Annotated in this window: 6 protein-coding genes; 4 read left to right on the top strand and 2 right to left on the bottom strand. The window is 74.0% G+C overall.

Annotation, left to right across the window (positions count from 1 at the left end; genetic code table 11):
- Positions 1–14: 14 nt before the first annotated feature.
- On the bottom strand, positions 15–575 hold the full coding sequence (locus OG242_RS01105; protein WP_405896312.1) for a hemerythrin domain-containing protein: 561 nt from the start codon (positions 573–575) through the stop codon (positions 15–17).
- 186 nt (positions 576–761) lie between these two features.
- On the opposite strand from OG242_RS01105, the gene OG242_RS01100 reads away from it, so the two are divergent.
- Positions 762–1,562 carry an SDR family NAD(P)-dependent oxidoreductase gene (locus tag OG242_RS01100; protein ID WP_405896311.1) on the top strand — a complete coding sequence of 267 codons (801 nt, stop codon included), beginning with the start codon at positions 762–764 and terminating at the stop codon, positions 1,560–1,562.
- On the opposite strand, the gene thpR is transcribed toward OG242_RS01100, so the two are convergent.
- Positions 1,559–2,173, bottom strand: a complete 615-nt coding sequence (gene thpR / locus OG242_RS01095; RefSeq protein WP_405896310.1) for an RNA 2',3'-cyclic phosphodiesterase — start codon at positions 2,171–2,173, stop codon at positions 1,559–1,561. The genes OG242_RS01100 and thpR overlap by 4 nt on opposite strands.
- Positions 2,174–2,731: 558 nt before the next feature.
- On the opposite strand from thpR, the gene OG242_RS01090 reads away from it, so the two are divergent.
- The 3 genes from OG242_RS01090 (at position 2,732) to OG242_RS01080 (ending at position 25,241) form a co-directional block, all read left to right on the top strand.
- Positions 2,732–2,950: an MbtH family protein gene (locus tag OG242_RS01090; RefSeq protein ID WP_405896309.1), complete on the top strand. Its 219-nt coding sequence runs from the start codon at positions 2,732–2,734 to the stop codon at positions 2,948–2,950.
- A gap of 401 nt (positions 2,951–3,351) precedes the next feature.
- Positions 3,352–17,715, top strand: coding sequence for an amino acid adenylation domain-containing protein (locus OG242_RS01085; RefSeq protein ID WP_405896308.1), 14,364 nt, complete (start codon positions 3,352–3,354; stop codon positions 17,713–17,715).
- On the top strand, positions 17,712–25,241 hold the full coding sequence (locus OG242_RS01080) for an amino acid adenylation domain-containing protein (protein ID WP_405896307.1): 7,530 nt from the start codon (positions 17,712–17,714) through the stop codon (positions 25,239–25,241). The genes OG242_RS01085 and OG242_RS01080 overlap by 4 nt, the downstream gene beginning before the upstream one ends.

Genomic DNA, 25,241 nt, shown 5'->3' with positions numbered 1-25,241 from the left:
GCGCCGAAGACCGCTCAGCCCTTGCCGCGGCCCGTCAGCAGGTCGCGGGCCCGGTCGACCAGCCCGGCACCGGGGCCAAGGACCTTGTTGCCGGGCGGGGTGTCCGGGGCGGAGGGGTGCGGACGGGTCGGGGCGGTCTTCTTCGCCGTACGGATCTTCTCGCCCAGCTCGTCCAGGGTCTCGGGGGAGACGGCCGCCGCGAGCAGGGGGAACAGCCGGTTCTCCTCGTCGCGGACGTGCTCGCTGACCTCCAGCTTCAGCTTCGCCACCAGGTGGTCGAACTGCGGGTCGTCCGCCGGCCGCCCCTCCAGGTCCTTGAGGTGCTGCTCCACCTTCGCGTGGTCCTCCAGCTCCTTGTCGGCCATGTCGTCGCCGTCGTCCACGTACCGCCGCACCGCCGGGTACAGGTGCATCTCCTCCGCCACGGAATGACGGACCAGCTCGATCGTCAGCTCGTCGGCCAGCTTCCTGCGCTGCTCGTCGCCGACCGGCTGGGCCTCGATCTTCGCGAACAGTTCGTCGACCTCGCGGTGGTCCGTGGTGAGCTCCGCGATCACATTTCCGCCGTGTCCCATCAGTGAAATCCCTCTCCGGTTGTCCGGTGTCCGCCTGTGTGGTGCGAGCCGAAGTCAGCTCACCGTTCCACAGGGGTACCCCCGAACCCCACCAACACACGGAGCCACGCCCCACGCTGCGCAGGCTGGCGTAACCGCGTCCTCCGCGCCCGTGAGAAAACCGGAGCAACGGGTACACAGCACCGCATGGCTCCCATCAAACCCCTGGCCGTGATCACCGGTGCGTCGAGCGGAATCGGCTTCGAACTGGCACGGCAACTGGCCGAGCGCGGCTTCGATCTCGTCATCGACGCCGAGGACCACGACCGCCTGCACACGGCGGCGCAGCAACTGCGCGAGGCCGGCGCCGAGGTCGAGACCGTCCAGGCGGACCTGCGCCGTTACGAGGAGGCTGAGCGCTTCTGCGCGGCGGTCGCCGCGACCCGGCGGCCGGTGGCCGTGGCGGCACTGAACGCGGGCGTCGGGCGGGGCGGCGCGTTCCTCGACACCGACCTGGCCGACGAACTGGAGATCATCGACCTCAACGTGCGGGCCACCGTGCACCTGGCCAAACGCCTGCTGCGCGACATGGCCTCGCTGGACGCCGGCTACATGCTCATCACCTCGTCCATCGCCTCCACGATGCCCGGCTCCTTCCAGGCCGTGCACAACGCGTCCAAGTCCTTCCTGCAGTCCTTCGCGCAGGCGGTGCAGAACGAACTCAAGGACACCGGGGTCTCGGTCACCGCCCTGATGCCCGGACCCACCGAGACGGACTTCTTCCACCGCGCCGACATGGACGACACGAAGATCGGCCGGCAGCCCAAGGACGATCCCGGGGACGTGGCCCGGCAGGGCCTGGACGCGCTCTTCGCGGGCAAGGACAAGGTCGTCGCCGGCTCGGTGAAGACGAAGCTCCAGGAACTGGCCGGCAAGGTGCTCCCCGACACCGGCAAGACCGAGGCCCACCGCAGGATGGCGGAACCGGGCTCGGGGGACGAGAGCTAGGGCTCGTCCCGGGTTTCCGTGGCGAGCGGCCACGCCTCGATGTCGCGGTAGCGGATCTGCCCGGGGCTGCGCCCCGCGTTGCTGCCGACCAGGTGAAGGCGCTCGGCGGGCCACGGCCGGCCACGGAAACGCGTGAGGCGCGCCGCGATCTCCCCGGCCGACGTGTGGTCGCCGCGGCGGACCCGGGCGAGGGTCAGATGGGGGTGCAGCGGCCGGCTCTCCAGGGCGATACCGCAGTCCTCCACCGCGGTCCGTACGCCGGCGGCGAGCAGATGCAGTCCGTCGAGGTCCCCGGCGATCCCGCTCCACGCCACGCGATCGTCGAACGTGCCGCTGCCGTGCAACGCCAGGCGGGGAGCGGGGTGGGACGCGGCGAGAGCGGCGAGCGGCGGACGCAGCAGCGGAACCGTCTCCACCGGGAGCTCGCCCAGGAACGCAAGGGTGATGTGCCAGTCCTCCACGCGGTTCCACCGCACCTGCGGATGCGTGTCGTACACCGGGCGCAGCTCCCGGGTCAGCTCGTCCTTCGCCGTGTCGGGTGGGGCGAGGGCGATGAACACGCGAACGGTCGCGGGCGGCTTCTCTTCGGTCACACGGCATTCGTACCGCATGCGAAAGGAGCCGTTCCCGCCGGGTGGGCGGCCCCCACGCGTCGGATTTCACGCTGCGTGACAAAGGAGGCCATTGCTTGGGTGTGGGGCGCGCACCCGGCGCACGGGAGCGCGGCCCGATCGGTGCGTGCCCGGCGATGAGGGGGCGTACGCCGGTGCTTATCCGGATTTGCGCGGGTCGTATTCAGCGAAACATGCACAATCGGGACATCGGGTGGCTGGATATTTCCGGGGCAGCGGCGTTGGCATATGTCCCGGGCCGACCTTCGCGCACGTCGCGGCCGTGCGCCTCCATAAGTAATGGGCCGAATTCGTCTCTTCGGCTGTCGGAGGTCATCTATGGTGATTGACGTGAACGGGCGAAGCCGGAAGACCGGTCGGCCATCGGCGTCACGTCGGTATCCCGAGGCGTAACGTATCTCCGTCCGTGTGGCAGCGGTCGCGCGGAAGGGGTGGGGCGGTTCGGTGGTGGGGGTGCGGTGAATCCGTGCGATGGGCCCGCATATATCTATCTGAAGAACATGCGGTGGCATGTGGGAAAACAAGTGGGGGACGGTCGTGACCAATCCTTTCGATGACGAGTCGGGGCGGTTCGTGACGCTGGTGAACAGCGAGGGGCAGTACTCGTTGTGGCCCGCGCACATCGAGGTTCCGAGCGGGTGGAGCGTCGGCGGCCCGGAGGGTTCGCGACAGGAATGTCTCGACACGATCGAGGCGGAGTGGACGGATATGCGGCCCGCCGGCCTGGTACGGGCCATGGAGGCGGACGCCGGATAGGGCGGTACGGAGACCGTCGAGTCCTGCGGGCCGCCCGGTCCGGGCGGCCCGCCACTCCTGTCTGAATCGATCGAAATTGCTCCAACCCGAGCAAAATCGATCAGCGCGGAGTGGTGATCGATCGAGCGCCGACTGAAAGTGTTCAGGCCGCCGTCACGCGGCTTTACCGCCCCATTGCTGGACTGCGCAGGAGCACGTCCGTAATACGCGAAGAAAACGAGTGCGCTCCCGGTTTTCCGAACGGGTGGCCACTGAGCCGGCGTCCGATGCCGTGGGGCCGGTGGTGTCCCTCTCCGCTTTTACCCGCCCGTTGTCGGCCATGGACGCCGCACCGGCATGACCGGTTTCGTCCTGCCCACTTCGTCCCCCCCCGAAAACTCTCCCCGAAGGTGTGTCCCGGCATGCGCGAAAACGGCTCTGTCCCCACGGAATCCGTTCCCGAAAAGTTCTTCGGGACGACCGCAGCCCAACAGGGCGTCTGGTACGGGCAACTCGTCGACCCGGACAGCCCGAAATACAACATCGGGGAATGCTTCGAGATCCGGGGCGGCCTCGACGGGACGTTATTCGCCGCAGCGGTCGACCGGGCCCTCCAGATGTGCGACAGCCTCAACCTCGAGTTCGTCACGGAGGGCGACGAAGTCCTTCAGCGCATCGTCCGCCACCCCGCCGACGCCCCGGGCCGGCTCCGTACCGTGGACATGTCCCATGCCCAGGACCCGGCGGCCGAGATCGAACGCTATATGGCCGAGGACATGGCCACGGCCGACACCCTCCGCCACCCTCAGCACCACTTCGCCCTGCTCCGCGCCGGGAGCAGGTTGCACTACTGGTACGTCCGCTTCCACCACATAGCCGTCGACGGGCTCGGCGGCGCCGTCTTCACCCGCGTCGTGGCAGACCTCTACGGACGCGCGGTACGGGGCGAGAACCTCGCCGACGTCGAGCTGCCCGCCGCACCCCTGCGCGCACTCGTCGCCGACGAGACCGCCTACCGGAACTCCGGCCGTTACGAGGGCGACCGCGCCTACTGGACCGGCAGGTTCGCCGACCTGGCAGCCGACGCCTCCGACGACTCCGGCTCCTCCGACGACTCCGGCTCCTCCGACGGTGAAGCGCGCAGCGGCAGGACGCTCATCCGCCGCCGCACCGATCTCCCCGCACCCGGGTCCGAAGGGCCGGGCATCCGGCTGCACACCGGCGAGTCGCTGTCCGCGAGCGTCTTCGAGGACCTGCGCCGGCTCGGCTCCGCCCACCGCACCACCTGGAGCGCGGTCCTGGTCGCCGCCGTCGCCGCCTACACCGCCAGGGTCACCGGAACATCCGCTATCACGGTGGGCCTCGCCTCCAACGGCCGGCACGGCGGGCTGCGGCACATCGTCGGCATGACCGCCAACATCCTGCCGCTGCGCCTGACGCTCACCGCGGACATGACCGTCGGCGCCCTCGTCCGTGACGTCGCGGACGAGATGCGCGCCGCCCTGCGCCACCGCCGCTTCTCGCGGGAACAACTCGCCCGCGAACTGAACATGGGCGACGACGCGGCCCGCCTCACCGGCGTCGTCGTCAACATCATGGGCTACGACTACGACCGCGACTTCGGCGGCATCCAGGCACCTTCGCGGGTGCTGTCGGTCGGCCCGGTCGACGACGTGTCCCTCTTCGTCTCCGAACGGGCCGAGGGCAAGGGGCCGTTGATCGGGTTCGATGCCCGGTCCGATCTCTACCGCCCCGAGGACGTACGGCTGCACGAGCAGGCCGTCGTGTCCTTCGTGTCCGCCCTCGCCGCTGCCGACCCCGGTCTGCCCCTGCGCGACCTTCCGCTCGTGGACGAGACCGCCGCCCCCGCCCTGCACGCCCACGGACAAGGCACCGCACTGCCCGAACAGGCCGTCGCCACCACGCTCCCGGAGGCGTTCCGGGCCCAGGTACGCCGGACACCGCACGCCCCGGCCGTCGTTGACGGGGACCAGACCCTCTCGTACCGGCAACTGGACCGCGCGGCCGATGATTTGGCGAGCGCGCTGACCGGCTGGGGGACCGGTGCCGAGGACGGCGTCGGAGTGCTCCTGGGGCGGTCGGCCGCCGTGCCGGCCGCCACCCTCGCGGCGGTCGCCGCAGGGGCCGCGTACGTACCGATGGACGCGGCCTGGCCCGCCGAACGGCTCGACCGCGTCGCCGAGGCCGCCCGCGTCCGCGCACTGATCGCCGACGAGACGACCGCCCGCGAACCCTGGGTCCGCGAGGCCGCCGCCGGCCTGCCGCTGCTCGTCGTCGACGCGCGCGGCCGGTTGCTCCACGGCGCCCCGGCGCGGCCCGGACCGCTGCCGCGGACCACCAGACCCGACCGGCTCGCGTACGTCATGTTCACCTCCGGCTCCACCGGCCTGCCCAAGGGCGTCGGCGTCACCCACGCCGACGTACTCGCCCTCGCGGCCGACAGCAGCTGGGACGACGGCGTGTCCGACGCCGTGCTCATGCACTCCGCATACGTCTTCGACGCCTCCACCTTCGAGATCTGGGTTCCGCTGCTGAACGGCGGCCGGGTGGTCGTCGCCCCCGGCGGCGTCCTGGAGGCCCACGTCGTCCGCGAGGCGGTGGAACGCCACGGGGTCACCGCGCTGTTCCTGACGACGGCCCTGTTCAACGTGATGGCCGAGGCGGACCCGGCGGTGTTCTCCGGCCTCCGCGTGGTCGCAGCCGGCGGTGAGGCCGCCACCCCCGAACTCATGCAGCGGGCAGCAGCCGCCTCGCCCCGCACCCTCGTCCTGCACGTGTACGGCCCCACCGAGACCACCACCTTCGCCGCCCGCCACCCCGTCACCGCCGACGGCACCGGCGTGCCGCCCATCGGCCGCGCGCTGGACGGGATGAACCTGTACGTCCTCGACGACACCCTCGGTCTGGTGCCGCCGGGCGTGGTGGGGGAGCTGTACGTGAGCGGGCACGGCGTCGCCCGCGGCTACCAGGGCCGCGCCGCGCTGACCGCCGGCCGCTTCGTCGCCGACCCGTACGGTGCGCCGGGCACCCGCATGTACCGCACCGGTGACCTCGTGCGCTGGAACGCCGGCGGCGACATCGAGTACGTGGGCAGGGCGGACGGACAGGTCAAGCTCCGCGGCTTCCGCATCGAACCGGCGGAGACCGAACACGTCCTGCTCACCGACCCCGATGTGCGCGGCGCCTGCGTCGTCGTACGCGAGGACACGCCCGGCGACCGCAGACTCGTCGCCTACGTCGTGCCCGCCCCCGGCGCCCGCCCGGACACCGCCGCGCTCACCCGCCGCACCGGGCGCACGCTGCCCGCGTACATGGTGCCGTCCGCCTTCGTCGTCCTCGACGCGCTGCCCCTCAACCCGAACGGCAAGGTCGACCGCCGCGCCCTGCCCGCACCCCGTGCCCACACCGGTGCCGGGCGCGCCCCGCGCACCGCGTACGAAGAGGTGCTGGCCGGACTGTTCGCCGACGTCCTCGGTGTGAGCGCGGTCGGTATCGACGACAGCTTTTTCGCCCTGGGCGGCCACTCGCTGCTCGCCACCCGCCTGACCGGCCGGGTCAGGGCGGCCCTCGGCGTCGAACTCGCCCTGTCCGCCCTCTTCGACCACCCCACGGTCGCCTCCCTGGCCGCCGCACTCGACACGGCGGGGGCCGCCCGGCCCGTCCTCGTACCGCAGACCCGGCCCGACGTGCTGCCGCTGTCCTTCGCGCAGCAGCGCCTCTGGTTCCTCAACCGGGCCGAGGGCCTCGGGGACACGTACAACGTGCCGCTCGTCCTGGAGCTCGACGGCCCCCTGGACACCGAGGCGCTGAGTGGCGCCCTGGCCGACGTGGTCGCCCGGCACGAGAGCCTGCGCACCCTCTTCGCCGAGCACGACGGCGTCGCCCACCAGCGGATCGTCGACGCGCACGAAGCCGCGTCGCTCGTCCCGCTCACCGTCGAACACCCGCCCGCGGACGGGGCCGCCGAAGCCTGGGAGCGGGAAACGGTACGCCGCCTCAGCACCGCCCCCTTCGACCTGAGCCGGGACGCGGCCATCCGCGCCCACCTGCTCCGCCAGGGGCCCACCCGGCACACCCTGGTGCTCGTCCTGCACCACATCGTCGCCGACGGCTGGTCCCTCGCCCCGCTCGGCCGCGACCTCTCCGCCGCCTACCTGGCCAGGACCGACGGCACGGGCACACCGGGCTGGGCGCCGCTGAGGGTGCAGTACGCCGACTACACGCTCTGGCAGCACCGACTCCTCGGCGACGACGGCGATCCGGACAGCCTGGCCGCCCGGCAGACCGCCTTCTGGCAGGAGGCGCTGCGCGGCGCCCCCGGCCTGCTCGACCTGCCCCTGGACCGGCCCCGCCCGGCCGTGCCCAGCCACCGGGGCGCGTCCGTCCCCTTCGAGCTGCCCGCCCCTGCGCATGCAGCGCTCGTCCGGCTCGCCCGTGAGGCCGGCTGCACGCCGTTCATGGTGCTCCAGGCCGCCCTGGCCGTGACACTCGGCGCCCATGGCGCGGGCACCGACATCCCCCTCGGCACAGCGCTCGCCGGGCGCACCGACGAGGTGCTCGACGATCTGGTCGGCTTCTTCGTCAACACCGTCGTCCTGCGCACGGACCTGGCCGGCGAGCCGACGTTCCGCGAACTCCTGGACCGGGTGAAGCAGTTCGACATCGCGGCCTTCGGCAACAGCGATCTGCCCTTCGAGCGGATCGTGGAGGCCCTCAACCCGGAGCGGTCCGGCGACCACCACCCGCTCTTCCAGACGATGCTGGTCCTCCAGAACCAGGACCGGGCCGAGCCGGAACTGCCCGGCCTCACCGTCCGCGACCGGTCGGGGCATCCCGGGGGCAGCAAGTTCGACCTGACGTTCTCCCTGGCCGAAACCGCCCGGGGCCCGGAGGCGCAGGAAGCAGCCGGTGGCATCGGTGGCTACCTGGAGTACGCCACCGACCTCTTCGACGCCGCCACCGCCCGCGCCCTCTGCGACCGCTTCGCCCACATCCTCACCCTGGCCGTGACGGATCCCGGCCGCCCCATCGGCGACCTGGACCCCCTCGGCCCCGACGAGCGGGACGCGCTCCTCGCCCAGGGACGCGGCGCCGTGCGCCCCTTGCCGCAGCTGACCGTCCCCGAAGCGGTCCGGGAACAGGCCCTGCGTACGCCCGACGCCGTCGCCGTACGCGACGCGCACACCCACCTCACGTACGCCGAACTCGACGCCCGGGCGGACACCCTCGCCCACGCGCTGCGCGAGCACGGTGCGGGCCGGGAGACGCGGGTCGCCATCGCCGCGCCGCCCTCCGTGCACACCGTCGTCGCCATGCTGGCCGTGCTGCGCTCCGGCGCCGCGTACCTGCCCGTCGACCCGGGGTACCCGCACGCCCGCATCCGCCACATGCTGGACGACGCCCTGCCCGTCCTCGTCCTCACCGCCGGGGACGTGCGGGCGGACCTGCCCACCGGCGACATCCCGCGCCTCGCCCTCGACGCTGTGCCGCCGACGCCCGTACACCCCGGTACGCCGCTGCCGTACACACCCCACCCGGCGGATCCCGCGTACGTCATCTACACCTCAGGGTCCACCGGCCGCCCCAAGGGCGTGGTCGTCACCCACGCGTCCCTGGCCAACCACATGGCCTGGATGGCCCGGCATCTGACGGCCGGTCCGCAGGACCGGGTTCTCGCCAGGACCTCCACCAGCTTCGACGCCTCCGTGTGGGAGGTGTGGCTGCCCCTGATGACCGGGGCCGAGGTGTGCGTACTGCCGCCCGGAGCCAACACGGAACCGGGCACACTGGTCTCCTGGATGAGCCGGTTCGGCGTCACCGTCGCCCAGTTCGTGCCCTCCCACCTCGCTCTCGTCCTGTCGGAGGCGGCCCACGCCGCGCCCCTGCCCGGACTGCGCGCCGTCCTCTGCGGCGGGGAGCCCCTGCCGCGCGCCCTCGCCGAGGAGACGGCCGCGCTGTGGGGCACGGAGGTGCACAACCTGTACGGCCCGACCGAGGCCACCATCGACGTGACCGCCCACCGCGTCCCGGCCACCCCGGACGCCTCGCACGAGACCGTGCCGATCGGCCGGCCCGTCGACACCATGCGCGCCTACGTCCTGGACGACCGGCTGCGGCCCGTGCCGCCCGGCGTCACCGGCGAGCTGTACCTCGCGGGCCCGAACCTCGCCCGCGGCTACCTGAACCGTCCCGGCCCGACCGCCGCCCGGTTCGTCGCCGACCCCTTCGACTTCGACGGCACCGGCGCCCGCATGTACCGGACCGGCGACCTCGTCCGGTGGAACGCGGCCGGGCTGCTGGACTACGTCTCCCGCGCCGACGACCAGGTCAAGCTGCGGGGCTTCCGCATCGAACCCGGCGAGATCGAGGCCGCCCTGCTCACGCGGCCCGGGGTCACCGCCGCCTGCGCCGTGATCCGGGAGGACGCACCGGGCGACCGCCGCCTCGTCGCCTACGCCGTCACCACGGACCCGGGCGCGCGCCCGGCCGACCTGCGCGAAGCCCTCGCGGAGGCGCTGCCGCACTACATGGTGCCCGCCGCCGTCGTGGTCCTGGACGACCTGCCGCTCCTGCCCAACGGCAAGGCGGACCGGCGTGCCCTGCCCCGGCCGGACGACGAGGCCGAGCACAACGGCGACGGCGCCGGTGCGCTCAGCCCGCGCGAGGACCTGCTTGCCGGGATATTCGCCGATGTGCTGGGCCGCCCGGGCGTCGGACCGCACGACAGCTTCTTCGACCTCGGCGGGCACTCGCTCCTCGCCATGCGCGTGGCCAGCCGTGTCCGCACGGTCCTCGGTGCCGACATCGCCGTACGCGCACTGTTCGAGCACCCGACCGTCGCCGGGCTCGCCCGGGCCCTGGACACCCGGGAGCGGTCCCGCCCGCCGGTGCTGCCCGCCCCCGAACGGCCCGATCCGCTGCCGCTGTCCTACGCACAGCAGCGGCTCTGGTTCCTGAACCGGCTCGAAGGACCCAGCTCCTCCTACAACATCCCGCTCGTCCTCGACATCGAAGGACCGCTGGACACCGACGCCCTGCGCGCCGCCCTGCGGGACGTCGTGGAGCGGCACGAGGCGCTGCGCACCGTGTTCCCCGAACGGGACGGCGTGCCGCACCAGTTGATTCTGCCCGCCGAATCCGTCGCGCCCCGCCTGACCATGGAGAGCACGGCCCCCACCGCGCTGGAGGCGGCCGTCCTGGACGCCGTGAGCGAGCCGTTCGACGTGCTCACCGATCCCCCACTGCGCGGCAGGCTCCTGCGCACCGCGCCCGGCCGCCACGTCCTCGTGCTGGTCCTGCACCACATCGCGGGTGACGGCTGGTCCCTCGCCCCGCTCGCCCGCCACCTCGGCGACGCCTACCGGGCCCGCCTCGCCGGGCGGGAGCCGGAGGCCGGCGGCGGACTCCAGTACGCGGACTACACCCTGTGGCAGCACACCGTCCTGGGCGACGCGGACGCCCCCGGAAGCGTGCTGCGGGAACAGCTCGACCACTGGCACACCGCGCTCGCCGGACTGCCCGGACTCATCGATCTCCCGCTCGACCGCCCGCGCCCCGTCACCACCGACCCCTCGGGCGACGTCCACGTCTTCGACGTACCGCCCGAGCTGCACGCCCAACTCCTGCGCGTGGCACGCGAGTCGGGCACCACGCTGTTCATGGTGCTCCAGGCGGCCGTGGCGACGCTGCTGCACCGGCACGGCGCGGGCGACGACATCCCGCTCGGCACACCCGTCGCCGGCCGCACGGACGAGGCGCTGGAGAACCTGGTCGGGTTCTTCGTCAACACCCTCGTCCTGCGCGCCGACCTTTCCGGCGCACCCACCTTCGGTGAACTCCTGGCACGGATACGTGAGTTCGACCTCGCCGCCTACGCGCACCAGGACGTGCCGTTCGAGCGGCTGGTCGAGAGCGTCAACCCGGTCAGGGCCCGCAACCACCACCCGCTCTTCCAGACCATGCTGGTCCTGCAGAACCAGGAGGCCGTCCGCCCCGACCTGCCGGGACTCACCGTCGAGGACCGGCTCGTCCACAACGGCCTGAGCAAGTTCGACCTCACCTTCGCGTTCGGTGAGGAGCGCGGCGCGGGCGGACTCACCGCCGGTGTCGAGTACGCCACCGCCCTCTTCGACCGGGGCACCGTCGAGGACCTCGCGGCGCGCCTGCTCCGGCTCCTCGGACAGGTGGCTGCCGATCCGGCCCGGCCCCTCGCGGACTACGACCTGCTCACACCCGACGAGCGGACCCGCACCACCCGCTGGGGCACCGGCCGCGAACTGCCCGCCCCCGCACCGGACACCACCCTGCCGGCCCTCTTCGCCGCACAGGCCGACCGCACCCCTGACGCGGTGGCGGTGGCGGGCGACGGCATCACCTTCACGTACGCCGCACTCGACACCGTCTCCGCCGAGCTGGCCCGTGCCCTCGCCGGCCTGGGAGCGGGCCCGGAGTCGGGCGTCGGTGTCCTGCTCTCCCGGTCACCGGCCGTCGTGTCCGTCTCCCTCGGCGCGGTCCGCGCCGCCGCCGCGTACGTCCCGATGGACGAGCGCTGGCCCCGCGAACGGCTCGACCAGGTCGCCGAAGTGGCCGACGTGCGGGTCCTCGTCGTCGACGAGACGGCCGCGGCCGCCGACTGGGTGACCGAGACCGCCCGCCGCGTCCCGGTCCTGGTCGTGGACCGCACCGGCCGCATCCTGCGCGGCGCGCCCCCGGCCCCCGGCACGCCCTCCGCCGTACCGGGCCCGAGCTCTCTCGCGTACGTCATGTTCACCTCCGGCTCGACCGGCCTGCCCAAGGGCGTCGGCGTCACCCACGCAGACGTGGCGGCGCTGACCGAGGACTCCGCCTGGCAGGGCGGCGCGGCCGACGCGGTCCTGATGCACTCGGCGTACGTCTTCGACGCGTCCACGTTCGAGATCTGGGCACCGCTCCTGCACGGCGGCACGGTCGTCGTCGCACCCGAGGGCGTCCTGGAGGCACGCACCCTGCGCGACGCGGTCCGCGAACAGGGCGTCAGCGCCGTGTTCCTGACGACCGCTCTGCTCAACGTGATCGCGGACACCGATCCCGGCGCCTTCGCCGGACTCCGCCTCGTCTGCGCCGGCGGTGAACTCGCCTCGCCGGACGCCATGCAGCGGGTCGCCGGCGCCGCGCCCGGCGTACGCGTCCTGCATGTGTACGGCCCGACCGAGACGGCCACCTTCGCGACCCGCTACGACGTGGCCGCCGACCTGCCGCCGGGCCCGCCGCCCATCGGCCGGCCCCTGGACGGCATGCGGCTGTACGTGCTCGACGACGCGCTGGGCCCGGTCCCGGCGGGCGTGACGGGGGAGCTGTATCTCGCGGGGCGCGGCGTCGCCCGGGGATACACCAGCCTGCCCGGCCTCACCGCCACCCGGTTCGTCGCCGACCCGTTCGACCCGGACGGCGGACGCATGTACCGCACCGGCGACCTGGTGAAGTGGACGCCGGACGGGCAGATCGCCTATGTCTCGCGCGCCGACAGCCAGGTGAAGCTGCGCGGCTACCGCATCGAACCCGGCGAGATCGAGTCCGTCCTCGCCTGCTGCGAGGGCGTCGCCGACTCCTTCACCGTCGTACGCGAGGACGTGCCCGGGGACCGGCGGCTCGTCGCGTACGTCGTGCCCGCCGGGGTGGTCCGCCCGGACCCCGCCGACCTCGCCGAAGCCGTCGGCCGGTCCCTGCCCGCCTACATGGTGCCCTCCGCGTTCGTCCTGGTGGACGCGCTGCCGCTGACCGTCAACGGCAAGGTGGACCGGCGCGCCCTGCCCGCGCCCGAACAGCACGCCGCGCCACGCGGGCGCGCCGCCCGCACCGCGCGCGAGGAGATCGTCTGCGGCCTCGTCGCCGATGTCCTCGGGCTCCCGGCCGTGGGCGCCGACGACGACTTCTTCGCCCTCGGCGGGCACTCCCTGCTCGCCACCCGCCTCGTCGCCCGCATCCGCACCGCGCTCGCCGTCGAGGTCCAGGTCAAGGCGGTCTTCGAACACCCCACGCCCGCCGCCCTCGCCGCCTCCCTCGACGGCGCCGAAACGGCCGCCCCGCCGCTGGAACGCGCCCCGCACCGGCCCGACCCGCTGCCGCTGTCCTTCGCACAGCAGCGCCTGTGGTTCCTCAACCGGTTCGAGGGCCCCAGCCCCACGTACAACGTGCCGCTGGTGCTGCGCCTCGAAGGACCGCTCGACGCGCCGGCCCTGGAACAGGCCCTCGTGGACGTCGTGGAACGGCACGAGAGCCTGCGCACCGTCTTCCCCGAGACCGGCGGTGTGCCGCGCCAGCTCGTCCTGGGCGCCGGCCACGCCGACCTGGACCTGACGCCCCGGGACACCCGCCCGGACGGTCTGGACGCGGCGCTGGCCGCCGAGGTGGCGCACGCCTTCGACGTCACCGGCGACCTGCCGGTGCGGGCCCGGCTGCTCAGGACCGGCGCCGACTCCCACGTCCTGGTGCTCCTGGTCCACCACATCGCGGGCGACGGCTGGTCGCTCACCCCGCTGGCCCGCGACCTCGGCGACGCCTACCACCGCCGCAGCCTCGGCGAGGCGCCCGACCGGCCCGGACTGCGCGTCCAGTACGCCGACTACACCCTCTGGCAGCGCGCCCTCCTCGGCGACGAGAACGACGCCGGCAGCCGGGCCGCCCGCCAGCTGGACTTCTGGCGCACCGCGCTGGCCGGCAGCCCCGGCCTGCTCGCCCTGCCCCTGGACCGGCCGCGCCCCGCCGTCATGACGTACCGGGGCGACGCCTTCGCGTTCCCCGTCGACGCCGACACCCACCGGGCGCTCGCCGAGCTGGCCCGCGCCCAGGGATGCAGCCTGTTCATGGTGCTCCAGGCCGGCCTGTCCGTCCTGCTCTCCCGGCACGGGGCCGGCGAGGACATCCCCCTCGGCACCGCCGTCGCAGGGCGCACCGACGAAGCGCTGGACGATCTGGTGGGCTTCTTCGTCAACACCCTCGTCCTGCGCGCCGACCTGACGGGCGACCCCACCTTCACCGAAGTCCTCGACCGCGTCCGCGCGTTCGACCTGGCCGCCTACGCCCACCAGGACCTGCCGTTCGAACGACTGGTGGACGCTCTCGCGCCGACCCGGGCGCAGGACCACCACCCGCTCTTCCAGACCATGATCGTCCTCCAGAACCAGGCGGACACCGCTCTCGGCCTGGACGGTCTCACCGTGACCGAACAGCCCGTGCGGACCGGCATCAGCAAGTTCGACCTCACGTTCACCTTCACCGAGACCCGCGACGACGCGGGCCGGCCCGCCGGGCTCGACGGGAACCTGGAGTTCTCCACCGACCTGTTCGACCCGGCCACCGCGCACGCCCTGGCCGCGCGCCTGACCCGACTGCTCGCCTCGCTCGCCGCCGACCCCGACGGGCGCGTCCGCACCGCCGCGTTCCTGGACGCGGCCGAGCGCGCCGGGCTGGACCGTGCCGCCCCGGGCCCCGTCCGGCCGGTGCACACCCGCACGGCCCCCGAGGCGTTCCGCGCCCAGGCCGCCCGTACCCCCGAACGGACCGCCGTCCGGGCCGGCGCCCAGCGGCTCACCTTCGCCGAACTGGACGCCCGCTCCGACGACCTGGCCCACCACCTCCACGACCGGGGCATCGGCCGCGGCGACCTCGTCGCCCTCGCCGCCGACGGCACCGCCGACCGGGTCGTCGCGATGCTCGCGGTGGCCAAGGCGGGGGCGGCCTGCCTGCCCGTCGACCTGGACTACCCCCAGGCGCGCGTCACCCACATGCTCGACGACGCCCGCCCGGCGCTCTTCCTGGTCCACGACCCGGCGGCCGCCGCCCGGTTCGCGGCCGTGCCGCTTCTCGCGCTCGGGGACCGGAGCGCCTGGCCGGCCGGACGCGCCGTGCCACCGGCCGCCGCGCCCGGCCCGGACGACGCCGCGTACGTCATCTACACCTCCGGCTCCACCGGGCGGCCCAAGGGCGTCGTCGTCACCCACGGCTCGCTCACCAACCACATGGCCTGGATGGCCCGCCACTTCGGCCTCACCGACGACGACCGGGTCCTCGCCCGCACCTCGCCGAGCTTCGACGCCTCGGTGTGGGAGACCTGGCTGCCCCTGCTGCACGGGGGCGCCACCTGCCCCGTACCGCTCGCCCTCAACCACGACCCGGCGGGTCTGCTGGCCCGGATGCGCGACGAGGGCGTGACCATCGCCCAGTTCGTGCCCTCCCACCTCGCGCTCCTGCTCACCGAGACCGGGCCCGACGCGGCGCCACCGGCCCTGTGCGCCGTCGCGTGCGGCGGGGAGCCGCTGACCGGGGCCCTGGCGGCACGGGCCGGCCGGGCCTGGTCGGCCGAGGTGCACAACCTGTACGGACCGACCGAGACCACCATCGACGCCGCCGCCCACCACGTCACCGCCGAGGGAGCCGGGGGAGTGGAGGGAGGCGTCCCGCTCGGCCGCCCCGTCGACAACACCCGCGCCTATGTTCTGGACGCCGCGCTCCAGCCCGTACCGGCGGGTGTGACCGGCGAGCTCCACATCGCCGGTGACGGCCTCGCCCGGGGCTACCTCGGCCGCCCCGGCCTCACCGCCACCCGTTTCGTCGCCGACCCCTTCGGCCCGGCCGGCAGCCGCATGTACCGCACGGGCGACCTCGTCCGCCGGGACACCGACGGGCTGCTGCACTACGTCTCCCGCGCCGACGACCAGGTCAAGCTGAACGGCTTCCGCATCGAACTGGGCGAGATCGAGGCCGCCCTCACCGCGCTGGACGGCGTCACCGCCGCCTGCGCCCTCGTCCGCGAGGACCGGCCCGGCGAACGGCGCCTGGTCGCGTACACCGTGGGCGCCTCACCCCTGACCGACGGCGAACTGCGCACCCGGCTCACCAACGCCCTGCCGCCGTACATGGTGCCCGCCGCCTACGTGGCCCTGGACGCGTTGCCGCTGCTGCCCAACGGCAAGACGGACCGGGCCGCCCTCCCGGAGCCGGAGCGCCCCGCCACCGACCGGCCGGGCGGGGAGCCGCGCACCGCGTCCGAGCGGGTCCTGTGCGAGGCGTTCGCCTCGGTGCTGCGCACCCCCGCCGCCCGTACCGACGACGACTTCTTCGCGCTCGGCGGCGACAGCATCCTCTCCATCCAGCTCGTCAGCCGCGTCCGGGAAGCGGGACTCGGCGTCACACCCCGCGACGTCTTCGTCCACCGCACCCCCGAGGCCATCGCGGCCGCCGCCGCACCGCTCGACGACAGCACCGGCGAACCGGCCGGCCACGGCACCGGCACCATGCCGCCCACGCCCATCGCAGCCTGGCTCCTCGAACGCCCCGGCACCACCGACGGCTACAACCAGTCCGGTGTGCTGAGCACCCCCGCCGGGGCCACCGAGGACACCCTCGTCGCCGCCCTCCAGCTCCTCACCGATCACCACGACATGCTCCGCCTGCGGGTCACCCGCACCGCCGGTGGCGACCCCGTACTCGAAGCGCTGCCGCCCGGCGCCGTCACGGCCGGGAACCGCTTCACCCGTGTCGACCTCACCGGACTCGACGCCGACGCCGCCCGCGCCGCCCTCACCGAAGCGGGCGAACGCGCCCGCAGGCGCCTGCGGCCGTCCGCCGGAGCCGTCTTCGAGGCCGTCTGGGGCGACGCGGGGCCCCACGCACGCGGGCGGCTGCTCCTGGTCGTGCACCACCTGTCCGTCGACGCGGTCTCCTGGCGCATCCTCGCCGACGACCTCGCCCACGCCTGGCGGGCGGTCACCGGGGCGGCCGGCACGGCACCCGCACTGCCCGCCGCGACCACCTCGTACCGGCGCTGGTCCCAGCTCCTCACCGAACAGGCCCACGCACCCGCACGCACGAGCGAACTTCCCCTGTGGGAGGAGGTGCTGAGGGCCCCGGACCCGCAGCTCGGCTACCGGCCGCTCGACCCGTTCCTGGACACCGCCGACGGCACCCGCACCCTCACCACCCACCTGCCCGCCACCTGGACGAAGCCGCTGCTCACCACCGTCCCGGGCGCCTTCCACGCCGGGGTCGACGACATCCTGCTCACCGCACTCGCGCTGGCCGTCAACGCCCGGCGCGGCAGGCACGCCGCCGGAATCCGGCCCGACACCGCCGTCCTGCTCGACCTGGAGAGCCACGGCCGCGAACAGATCGCCGACCACATCGACCTCTCCCGCACGGTCGGCTGGTTCACCAGCCTCCACCCGGTCCGGCTCGACCCGGGCCCCCTCGACGCCCGCGACCCGGCACGCTTGGACGCCACGCTCGTTGAACGTGCAGTGAAGCGCGTCAAGGAACAGCTGCGCACGGTCCCCGACCACGGCGTCGGACACGGCATGCTGCGCCACCTCAACCCCGCGACCGGCCCCCGGCTGACCGGCCCCGCACCCCAGATCGGCTTCAACTACCTGGGCCGGTACGCCGCCCCCGATCAGGCGGCGGGCGGCGACTGGGAGGTCCTGCTCGATGCCGGCGGGCCGCGAAGCCAGGACCCCGACATGCCGGTGCACCACGTGATCGACATCAACGCGCACACCGAGGACCTGCCGGAAGGCCCGCGCCTGGTGGCCCGCTGGACCTGGCCCAGCGACCTGCTGAAGGAGGAGGACGTGGGCGCGCTGGCCGAGGCGTTCAACCGCGCCCTGCGCACCATCGCGGAACACGCCGAACAGCCCGGAACAGGCGGCTACACGCCGTCCGACCTTCCCCTGGTGTCGCTCAACCAGGCCCAGATCGACCGACTGCAGAACAAGTGGGGTGGACGCAAGTGAACGGGTTCCAACTGGAGGACGTACTCCCGCTGACGCCTCTGCAGGCCGGGATGTACTTCCACGCCCTCTACGACTCCCACGCCGTGGACGTCTACACCGCGCAGTTCGTCTTCGACCTCGAAGGCCCCGTCGACGTCCCCACCCTGCGCGCCGCCATCGCCGGCCTGCTGCGCCGCCACGCCAACCTGCGCGTCGGATTCCTCCACGAGGACCTCGACGAACCCGTGCAGGCGGTCGCGGCCGAGGTCCCCGTCCCCCTGGAGGAACTCGACCTGACCGGCACGGACGAGGTGCCGGACCGTCTCACCGCCTTCCTCGCCGCCGACCGCACCCGCCGCTTCGACCTCGCCACCCCGCCCCTGATGCGGTTCACGCTCGTCCGGACCGCGCAGGACCGGCACCGACTGGTCATGACGAGCCACCACATCCTGTTCGACGGCTGGTCGCTGCCCCTGCTCGTACGGGAGCTGTTCGAGCTGTACGCGGCCGGCGGCGACGACGGCGGACTGCCGCGCGTCACCCCTTACCGGGCCTATCTGGTCTGGCTCTCCCAGCAGGACCGGACCGCCGCCCTCGACGCGTGGTCCGCCGCCCTGGCCGGCATCGAGACGCCCACGCTCCTCGCCGAAGGCGGCTCGGACGGCGCCGACGAGCTCCCCGAGACGCTCGTCCTCGACCTGGACGCGGCCACGACGGAGCGGCTGCGCGAGACGGCCCGCGCCCACCGCCTCACCCTGAACACCCTGGTCCAGGGCGCCTGGGGTCTGCTGCTCGGCCACCTCACCGGGCGGTCCGACGTGGTGTTCGGCACCACCGTGTCCGGGCGGCCGCCGGAGATTCCCGGCGTCGAGTCCATGGTCGGCCTGTTCATCAACACCGTCCCCGTACGGACCGGCCCCGCGGCCGGCGAGACCCTGGCCGAGTTCCTGACCCGGCTCCAGGCCGAGCAGGGCCGGCTCCTCGGCAGCCAGCACGTGGGCCTCAGCGACATCCGGGGCGTCACCGGCCTCGACGAACTCTTCGACACACTCGTCGTGTTCGAGAACTACCCGATGGACGCCGAGGCCCTGCGCACCGCCCAGCGCGGACTGCCCGGCCTCGCCGTCACCGGCTTCAGCGGTACCGACGCCGCCCACTACCCGCTCACCCTCACCGTCGCCCCCGGCGACACCCTGAGGATCACCTTCGGCTACCGGGCCGCCGTCCTCGACCGGCAGCAGGTCGCCGAGACCGTCTCCCGCATGCGGCAGCTGCTGACCTCACTGGCGCAGGACCTCGGCCGGCGCGCCGACACCGCGCCCTTCCTCCTCGACGGCGAACGCGAGGAACTGATCGCCCGGGGGACCGGCGCGCCCCTCCCCGAGGGCGCCACCACCCTGAGCATCCCGGAGGCCGTCGCCGAGCGGGCCGCCCGCCACCCGGACGCGGTGGCCGTCTCGGGGGCCGGTGAGCCGCTGACGTACCAGGGGCTCACCGGACTCGCGGACCGCCTCGCCGCCGCTCTGACCGGCCTCGGGACCGGCCTGGAGGAGGGTGTGGGCATCCTCGTCGCCCGCTCGGCCGCCACCGTCACCGCCTCGCTGGCCGCCCTGCGCGCAGGCGGGGCCTACGTCCCGCTCGACCCGCGCTGGCCCACCGAACGCCTCAACCGGGTCACCGAGGTCGTCCCGCTGCGCGTCCTCGTCGTCGACGAGACGACCGCCGACCTCCCATGGGTCCGCCAGCTCGGAGCCGAGACGGCCGTGCTGACCGTCGACGCGGCCGGCCGGATCCTCGCCGGGGGACCCGTCGAGCCGGGCACGCTCCCCGAGACGGCGGGCGGCAGCCGGCTCGCGTACGTCATGTTCACCTCCGGGTCCACCGGACTGCCCAAGGGCGTCGGCGTCACCCACGCGGACATCGCCGCCCTCGCGGCCCACCGGGGCTGGGACGGCGGCGCCGCCGACGCCGTCCTGCTGCACTCCGCGTACGTTTTCGACGCCTCCACCTTCGAGATCTGGACGCCGCTCCTGCGCGGCGGACGCGTCGTCGTGGCCCCCGAAGGGCCGCTCCAGCCCGACGTCCTGCGCAACGTGGTCGCGCGGCACGGTGTGACCGCCGCCTTCCTGACGACGGCCCTGTTCAACGTCCTGGCCGAGACCGACCCCGGCTCCCTCGGGCAGTTGCGCCTGGTCGCCGCCGGCGGCGAGGCCGCCGCCCCCGGTGTCATGCAGCGCGTCGCAGCCGCCCACCCCTCGACCACCGTCCTGCACGTCTACGGGCCCACCGAGACCACCACCTTCGCCACCGCCCACCACGTCCGCCCCGATCACGACCCCCAGGGCGCCCCGCCCATCGGCCACCCGCTCGACGGCATGCGCGCCCACGTCCTGGACGCGGCACTGGGCCCCGTGCCGCCCGGCGCGGAAGGCGAGCTGTACCTCGCTGGCGCCGGCGTCGCGCGCGGCTACCTGGGCCGGGCCGCCCTCACCGCCACCCGCTTCGTCGCCGACCCCTTCGCGGGCGACGGGTCCCGCATGTACCGCACCGGCGACCTGGTCCGCCGGGACGCCGACGGCACCCTGCGCTACGTGGCCCGGGCCGACCAGCAGATCAAACTGCGCGGCCACCGCATCGAACCCGCCGAGATCGAGACGGTCCTGCGCGACCACCCGACCGTGCGCGCCGCCTGCGTCCTCGTACGCGAGGACCTGCCCGGCGACCGCACCCTCACCGCCTACGTCGTCCTCGCACCCGGCGAGCACCCCGACCCCGGGCTGCTCGCCGCCCACGTCGGCCGCCTGCTGCCGGCCTACATGGTGCCCGCCGTCATCCAGCCGCTGGACGCCCTGCCGCTGACCCCCAACGGCAAGATCGACCGGGCGGCACTGCCCGCACCCACCGGCCCCCGCACGGCGGCCGGCCGGGCGCCGCGCAGTGCCATGGAGGAGATCCTGGCCGGACTGTTCGCCGACGTGCTCGGCGTGGACCGCGTCGGCACCGACGACAGCTTCTTCGCCCTGGGCGGACACTCCCTGCTCGCCACCCGCCTCGTCGGCCGCATCCGCACCGCTCTGCACACCGAGACCGACATCCGCACCCTCTTCGAACACCCCACCGTCGCCGCGCTCGCCACCGCGCTGGAGGGCGCCGAGGGCGGCACCCGGCCCGCCCTGGTCCCGCAGCCGCGCCCCGCCGAGCTCCCGCTGTCGTACGCGCAGCAGCGGCTGTGGTTCCTCCACCGGCTCGACGGCCCCTCCGCCACGTACAACATCCCGCTCGCCGTACGCATCGACGGACCGCTCGACACCGACGCCCTGTGTACCGCCGTGGCCGACCTCATCGCCCGGCACACCGCCCTGCGCACCGTCTTCCCCGAGGGCGAGGACGGGCCGCACCAGCACATCACCGCGCCCGACGACGTCGTCATCCCCTTCGCCATGGAAAGCGTCGAGGAGGCGAAGCTGCGCCACCGCGTCGCGGCCGCCACCGCCGAGACCATCGACATCGAGCGCAGCCTGCCGCTCCGGGCGACCCTGCTCCGCCTGGCCCCCGACGCCCACGTCCTGGTGCTCGTCGTCCACCACATCGCCGCGGACGGCACATCCCTGGCCCCCCTCGCCCACGACCTGGGCACCGCCTACCGGGCCCGCGTACGGGGCGAGGAACCCAACTGGGCGCCGCTGCCCGTCGACTACGCGGACCACACCCTGTGGCAGCGCGACCTGCTCGGCGACGAACAGGACCCCGACAGCCTCGTCTGCCGGCAGCTCTCCCACTGGCGACGCGCGCTGGACGGGCTTCCCGAGGCGGTCGAGCTGCCCTGGGACCGGCCGCGCCCCGCCACCTCCCGGCACACCGGCGCCACCCTCGGCTTCTCCGTCGACCGGGACACCGCCCGCCACGTCACGGAGCTCGCCCGCACCTGCGGCTCCAGCGTCTTCATGGTCCTCCAGGCCGCCCTGGCGACCGTCCTGTGCCGGCACGGCGCGGGCGACGACATCCCCCTGGGCACGGCCGTCGCCGGACGCACCGACGAGGCCGCGAACGGTCTGGTCGGCTTCTTCGTCAACACCCTCGTCCTGCGCACCGACCTCTCCGGCGACCCCACGTTCCGCGAACTCCTCGGCCGGGTACGGGAATTCGACCTCGCCGCCTACGCCCACCAGGACGTGCCCTTCGAGCGGCTGGTCGAACTCCTCAACCCCGCGCGCGCCCAGAGCCACCACCCGCTCTTCCAGACCATGCTGATCCTCCAGAACCAGGCGCAGGCCGCCGTCGACCTGCCCGGCCTCACCGTCTCCGGAGTGCCCGCCGAGGCGGAGGTCAGCAAGTTCGACCTGTCCTTCGCCTTCACCGAGGCGTACGACGACACCGGCGCCCTCGACGGCCTGCGGGCCACCGTCGACTACGCCACCGAACTCTTCGACGAGTCCACCGTCCAGGCGCTCGCCGACCGGCTCGTCCTGCTCCTCGGCGCCGTCATCACCGACCCCGACCGCCCGCTGCACACATACGACCTGCTCACCCCGGCCGAGCACAGCCGCCTCGCCGCGCTCGGCACCGGGCCCGCCGACACCCTGCCCGCCACGACGGTCCCCGCGCTCTTCGAGGAGTGGGCCCGGCGCACCCCCGCCGCCCCGGCCGTCCGCGACGCGCACACCACCCTCACCTACGGCGAACTCGACGCCCGGGCCGACGCGTTGGCCCGGCACCTCACCGAGCGGGGCGTGGGCCCCGAGGACCGGGTGGCCGTCGCCCTGCCCCGGACCCACGAGCTCGTCGTGGCCCTGCTCGCCGTCCTCAAGGCGGGCGCCGCCTACCTTCCGCTGGACCCGGACTACCCCGCCCAGCGCCTGGCGTACATGCTCGACGACGCGCGGCCCAGGCTGCTCCTCACCACCCCGGCCCTCCACCGCCGCCTGCCCGAGCACACGGTGCCGCACCTCCACACCGACGACCTCGGCACGGGCGACGGCACCCCCGCCGCCCCGCGAGCCCGTGTTCACCCGGCCAACCCCGCGTACGTCATCTACACCTCCGGGTCCACCGGTCGCCCCAAGGGCGTCGTCGTCACCCACCGGGGCGTGCGCGCCATGGCCAGGACGCAGAGCGAGCGGCTGCGCGTCGGACCGGGCAGCCGGGTGCTGCACATGGCCTCGGTCAGCTTCGACGCCGCGTTCTGGGAGCTGTGCATGGGGCTGCTCACCGGTGCCTGCCTGGAGATCGACGAACGCGACGCCCTGCTGCCCGGACCCGCCCTGGCCGGCCTCGTCCGCGACCGGGGCGTCACCCACCTCACCATCCCGCCCGCCGCCCTCGCCGTGATGCCGCCGGGCTCCCTGCCCACCGGCCTCACCATGGTCCTCGCGGGGGAGGCGTGCCCGCCCGCCCTGGTCCACGCCTGGGCCCGGGGCCGTTTCCTCGTCAACGCGTACGGCCCGACGGAGACCACCGTCTGCGCCACCATGAGCACCTTCCAGCACGCGGAGGGCCCGCTCGCCCCCGACCGCAGCGTCCCCATCGGCGGACCCGTCGACGGCACCCGCATTCATGTCCTCGACGAGCGGCTGGCACCCGTGCCGCCCGGTGTCACCGGTGAGCTGTACGTGTCCGGCGAGGGCGTCGCCCGCGGCTACCACGGCCGGGCCGCCCTCACCGCGTCCCGCTTCGTCGCCGACCCGTTCGACCGCGCGGGCGGCCGCATGTACCGCACCGGCGACCTGGTGCGGTGGACGCCCGACGGGCGCCTGCTCTACGTCTCCCGCGTCGACGACCAGGTCAAGCTGCGCGGCTTCCGCATCGAACTCGGCGAGATCGAGGCGGCGCTCACCTCGCACCCCGGCGTCGCAGCGGCCTGCGTCACCGTGCGCGAGGACCGCCCCGGAGACCGGCGCCTCGTCGCCTACACCGTCCCGGCAGACGGCGCCCCCGCCCCCGGCTGGGCCGAGCTGCGCGCCCACCTCGCCGACACGCTGCCCGACCACATGGTTCCCGCCGCGCACGTCCGGCTCGACGCCTTCCCGGTGACACCCAACGGCAAGACCGACAAGCGCGCCCTGCCCGCGCCCGACCACGCGGTGGCGGCCGGCGGGCGGGCCCCGCGCACCGCCCGGGAGCGCGAGCTGTGCGAGGTGTTCGCCCAGACCCTCGGAGTGCCCGAAGTCGGCGTCACCGACGACTTCTTCGCGCTGGGCGGCCACTCCCTGCTCGCCGTCACCCTCGCCCGCCGGATCGGGGAGCGCTGCGGCCTGCGCCCCTCCCTGCGCGCCCTGTTCGCGACGCCCACCGTCGAGGGCGTCGACCGCCTGCTCGGCCGGGCACCGGGGGAGGGCGAGCACGAGGAGGCGGCCGCCCCGGACTTCGCCGCCGAGGCACGGCTCGCCTCCGACATCACCGGTGAGCGCCGCGACCACGTGGAACGACGGCCCGCACGCCCCTCCGCGCGGCCCCTGCTCACCGGTGCCTCGGGCTTCCTCGGCGCGTTCCTCCTGCGTGACCTCATCGAGGCCACGGACGGCCCGGTCGACTGCCTCGTCCGGGCCGCGAGCCCCGACAGCGCGGCCCAGCGCATCCGGGCCAACCTGGAGCACTACGGCCTGTGGCAGTCCCGGTACGCCGACCTGATCCACCCCGTCCCCGGTGACCTCGCCGCCCCCGGCCTCGGCCTCGCACCGGACGAACGCACCGCCCTCGCCCGTCGCCTCGGCCCCGTCCTGCACAACGGGGCACGCGTCAACTTCGCCGCCCCGTACGGCGATCTGCGCGCGCCCAACGTGGCCGGCACCGAGGAACTCCTGCGCCTCCTCGCGGACTCCGGCTCGCCCGGCCTGCACTACGTCTCCACCACCGGCGTGTACGCCCCGACGCGCGGCACGGACCCCGAACCGCTCACCGAACCGTCGCCGACCGGCCCGGCGGCCGACCTGCCCGACGGATACGCCCAGAGCAAATGGGTGGCCGAACAGCTCGTCGGCCTGGCCCGCGGGCGCGGACTGCCGGTGACGGTCCACCGCCCCGGCCGCATCAGCGGCGACACCGCCACCGGGGCCTGCCAGGACCGCGACCTGCTCTGGCAGCTCATCAAGGGCTGCCTCCAGGCCGGAGCGCTCCCCGACCTGGCGCACGGGACGACCGACTGGGTGCCCGTCGACTACGTCAGCGCCGCCGTGGTGGCGCTCAGCACCGCCGACCGGGCCGGGGAACAGGCGTACCACTACACCAACCCGGACGCGCCGGGCCTGGACCGCGTCTTCGAGGCGGCCGGCCGCCTCGGGTACGAGCTGCGCCCGGTGACCCCCGAGGAATGGCGGGCCTGCGTGGCCGAACATCCGGACAACGCCGCACAGTTGTTCCTCGGTGACGACGGCGGGACCGGGGAGGACGAGACGGACCACCGCCGCTTCGACTCCGGCCGCACGGCCCGGGCGGCGGCGGAGGCGGGCGTCCACCAACCGCCCCTCACCGACGAGGTCCTGACGCGCTATCTGACGTACTTCCGGGTCACCGGCTTCCTGCCCGCCCCCGGAGCGCACCCAGGGGCGTAA

This window comes from Streptomyces sp. NBC_00727 (assembly GCF_045161745.1).
Lineage (GTDB): Bacteria > Actinomycetota > Actinomycetes > Streptomycetales > Streptomycetaceae > Streptomyces.
Note: the sequence above shows the minus strand (reverse complement) of the source record. Positions and strands in the feature narration are given on the sequence as shown.

Bases quoted from the DNA above. Each gene is read 5' to 3' on its own strand.
- thpR (WP_405896310.1), bottom strand. From the start codon at position 2,173: ATGCGGTACGAATGCCGTGTGACCGAAGAGAAGCCGCCCGCGACCGTT.
- OG242_RS01100 (WP_405896311.1), top strand. From the start codon at position 762: ATGGCTCCCATCAAACCCCTGGCCGTGATCACCGGTGCGTCGAGCGGA.
- OG242_RS01105 (WP_405896312.1), bottom strand. From the start codon at position 575: ATGGGACACGGCGGAAATGTGATCGCGGAGCTCACCACGGACCACCGC.
- OG242_RS01085 (WP_405896308.1), top strand. From the start codon at position 3,352: ATGCGCGAAAACGGCTCTGTCCCCACGGAATCCGTTCCCGAAAAGTTC.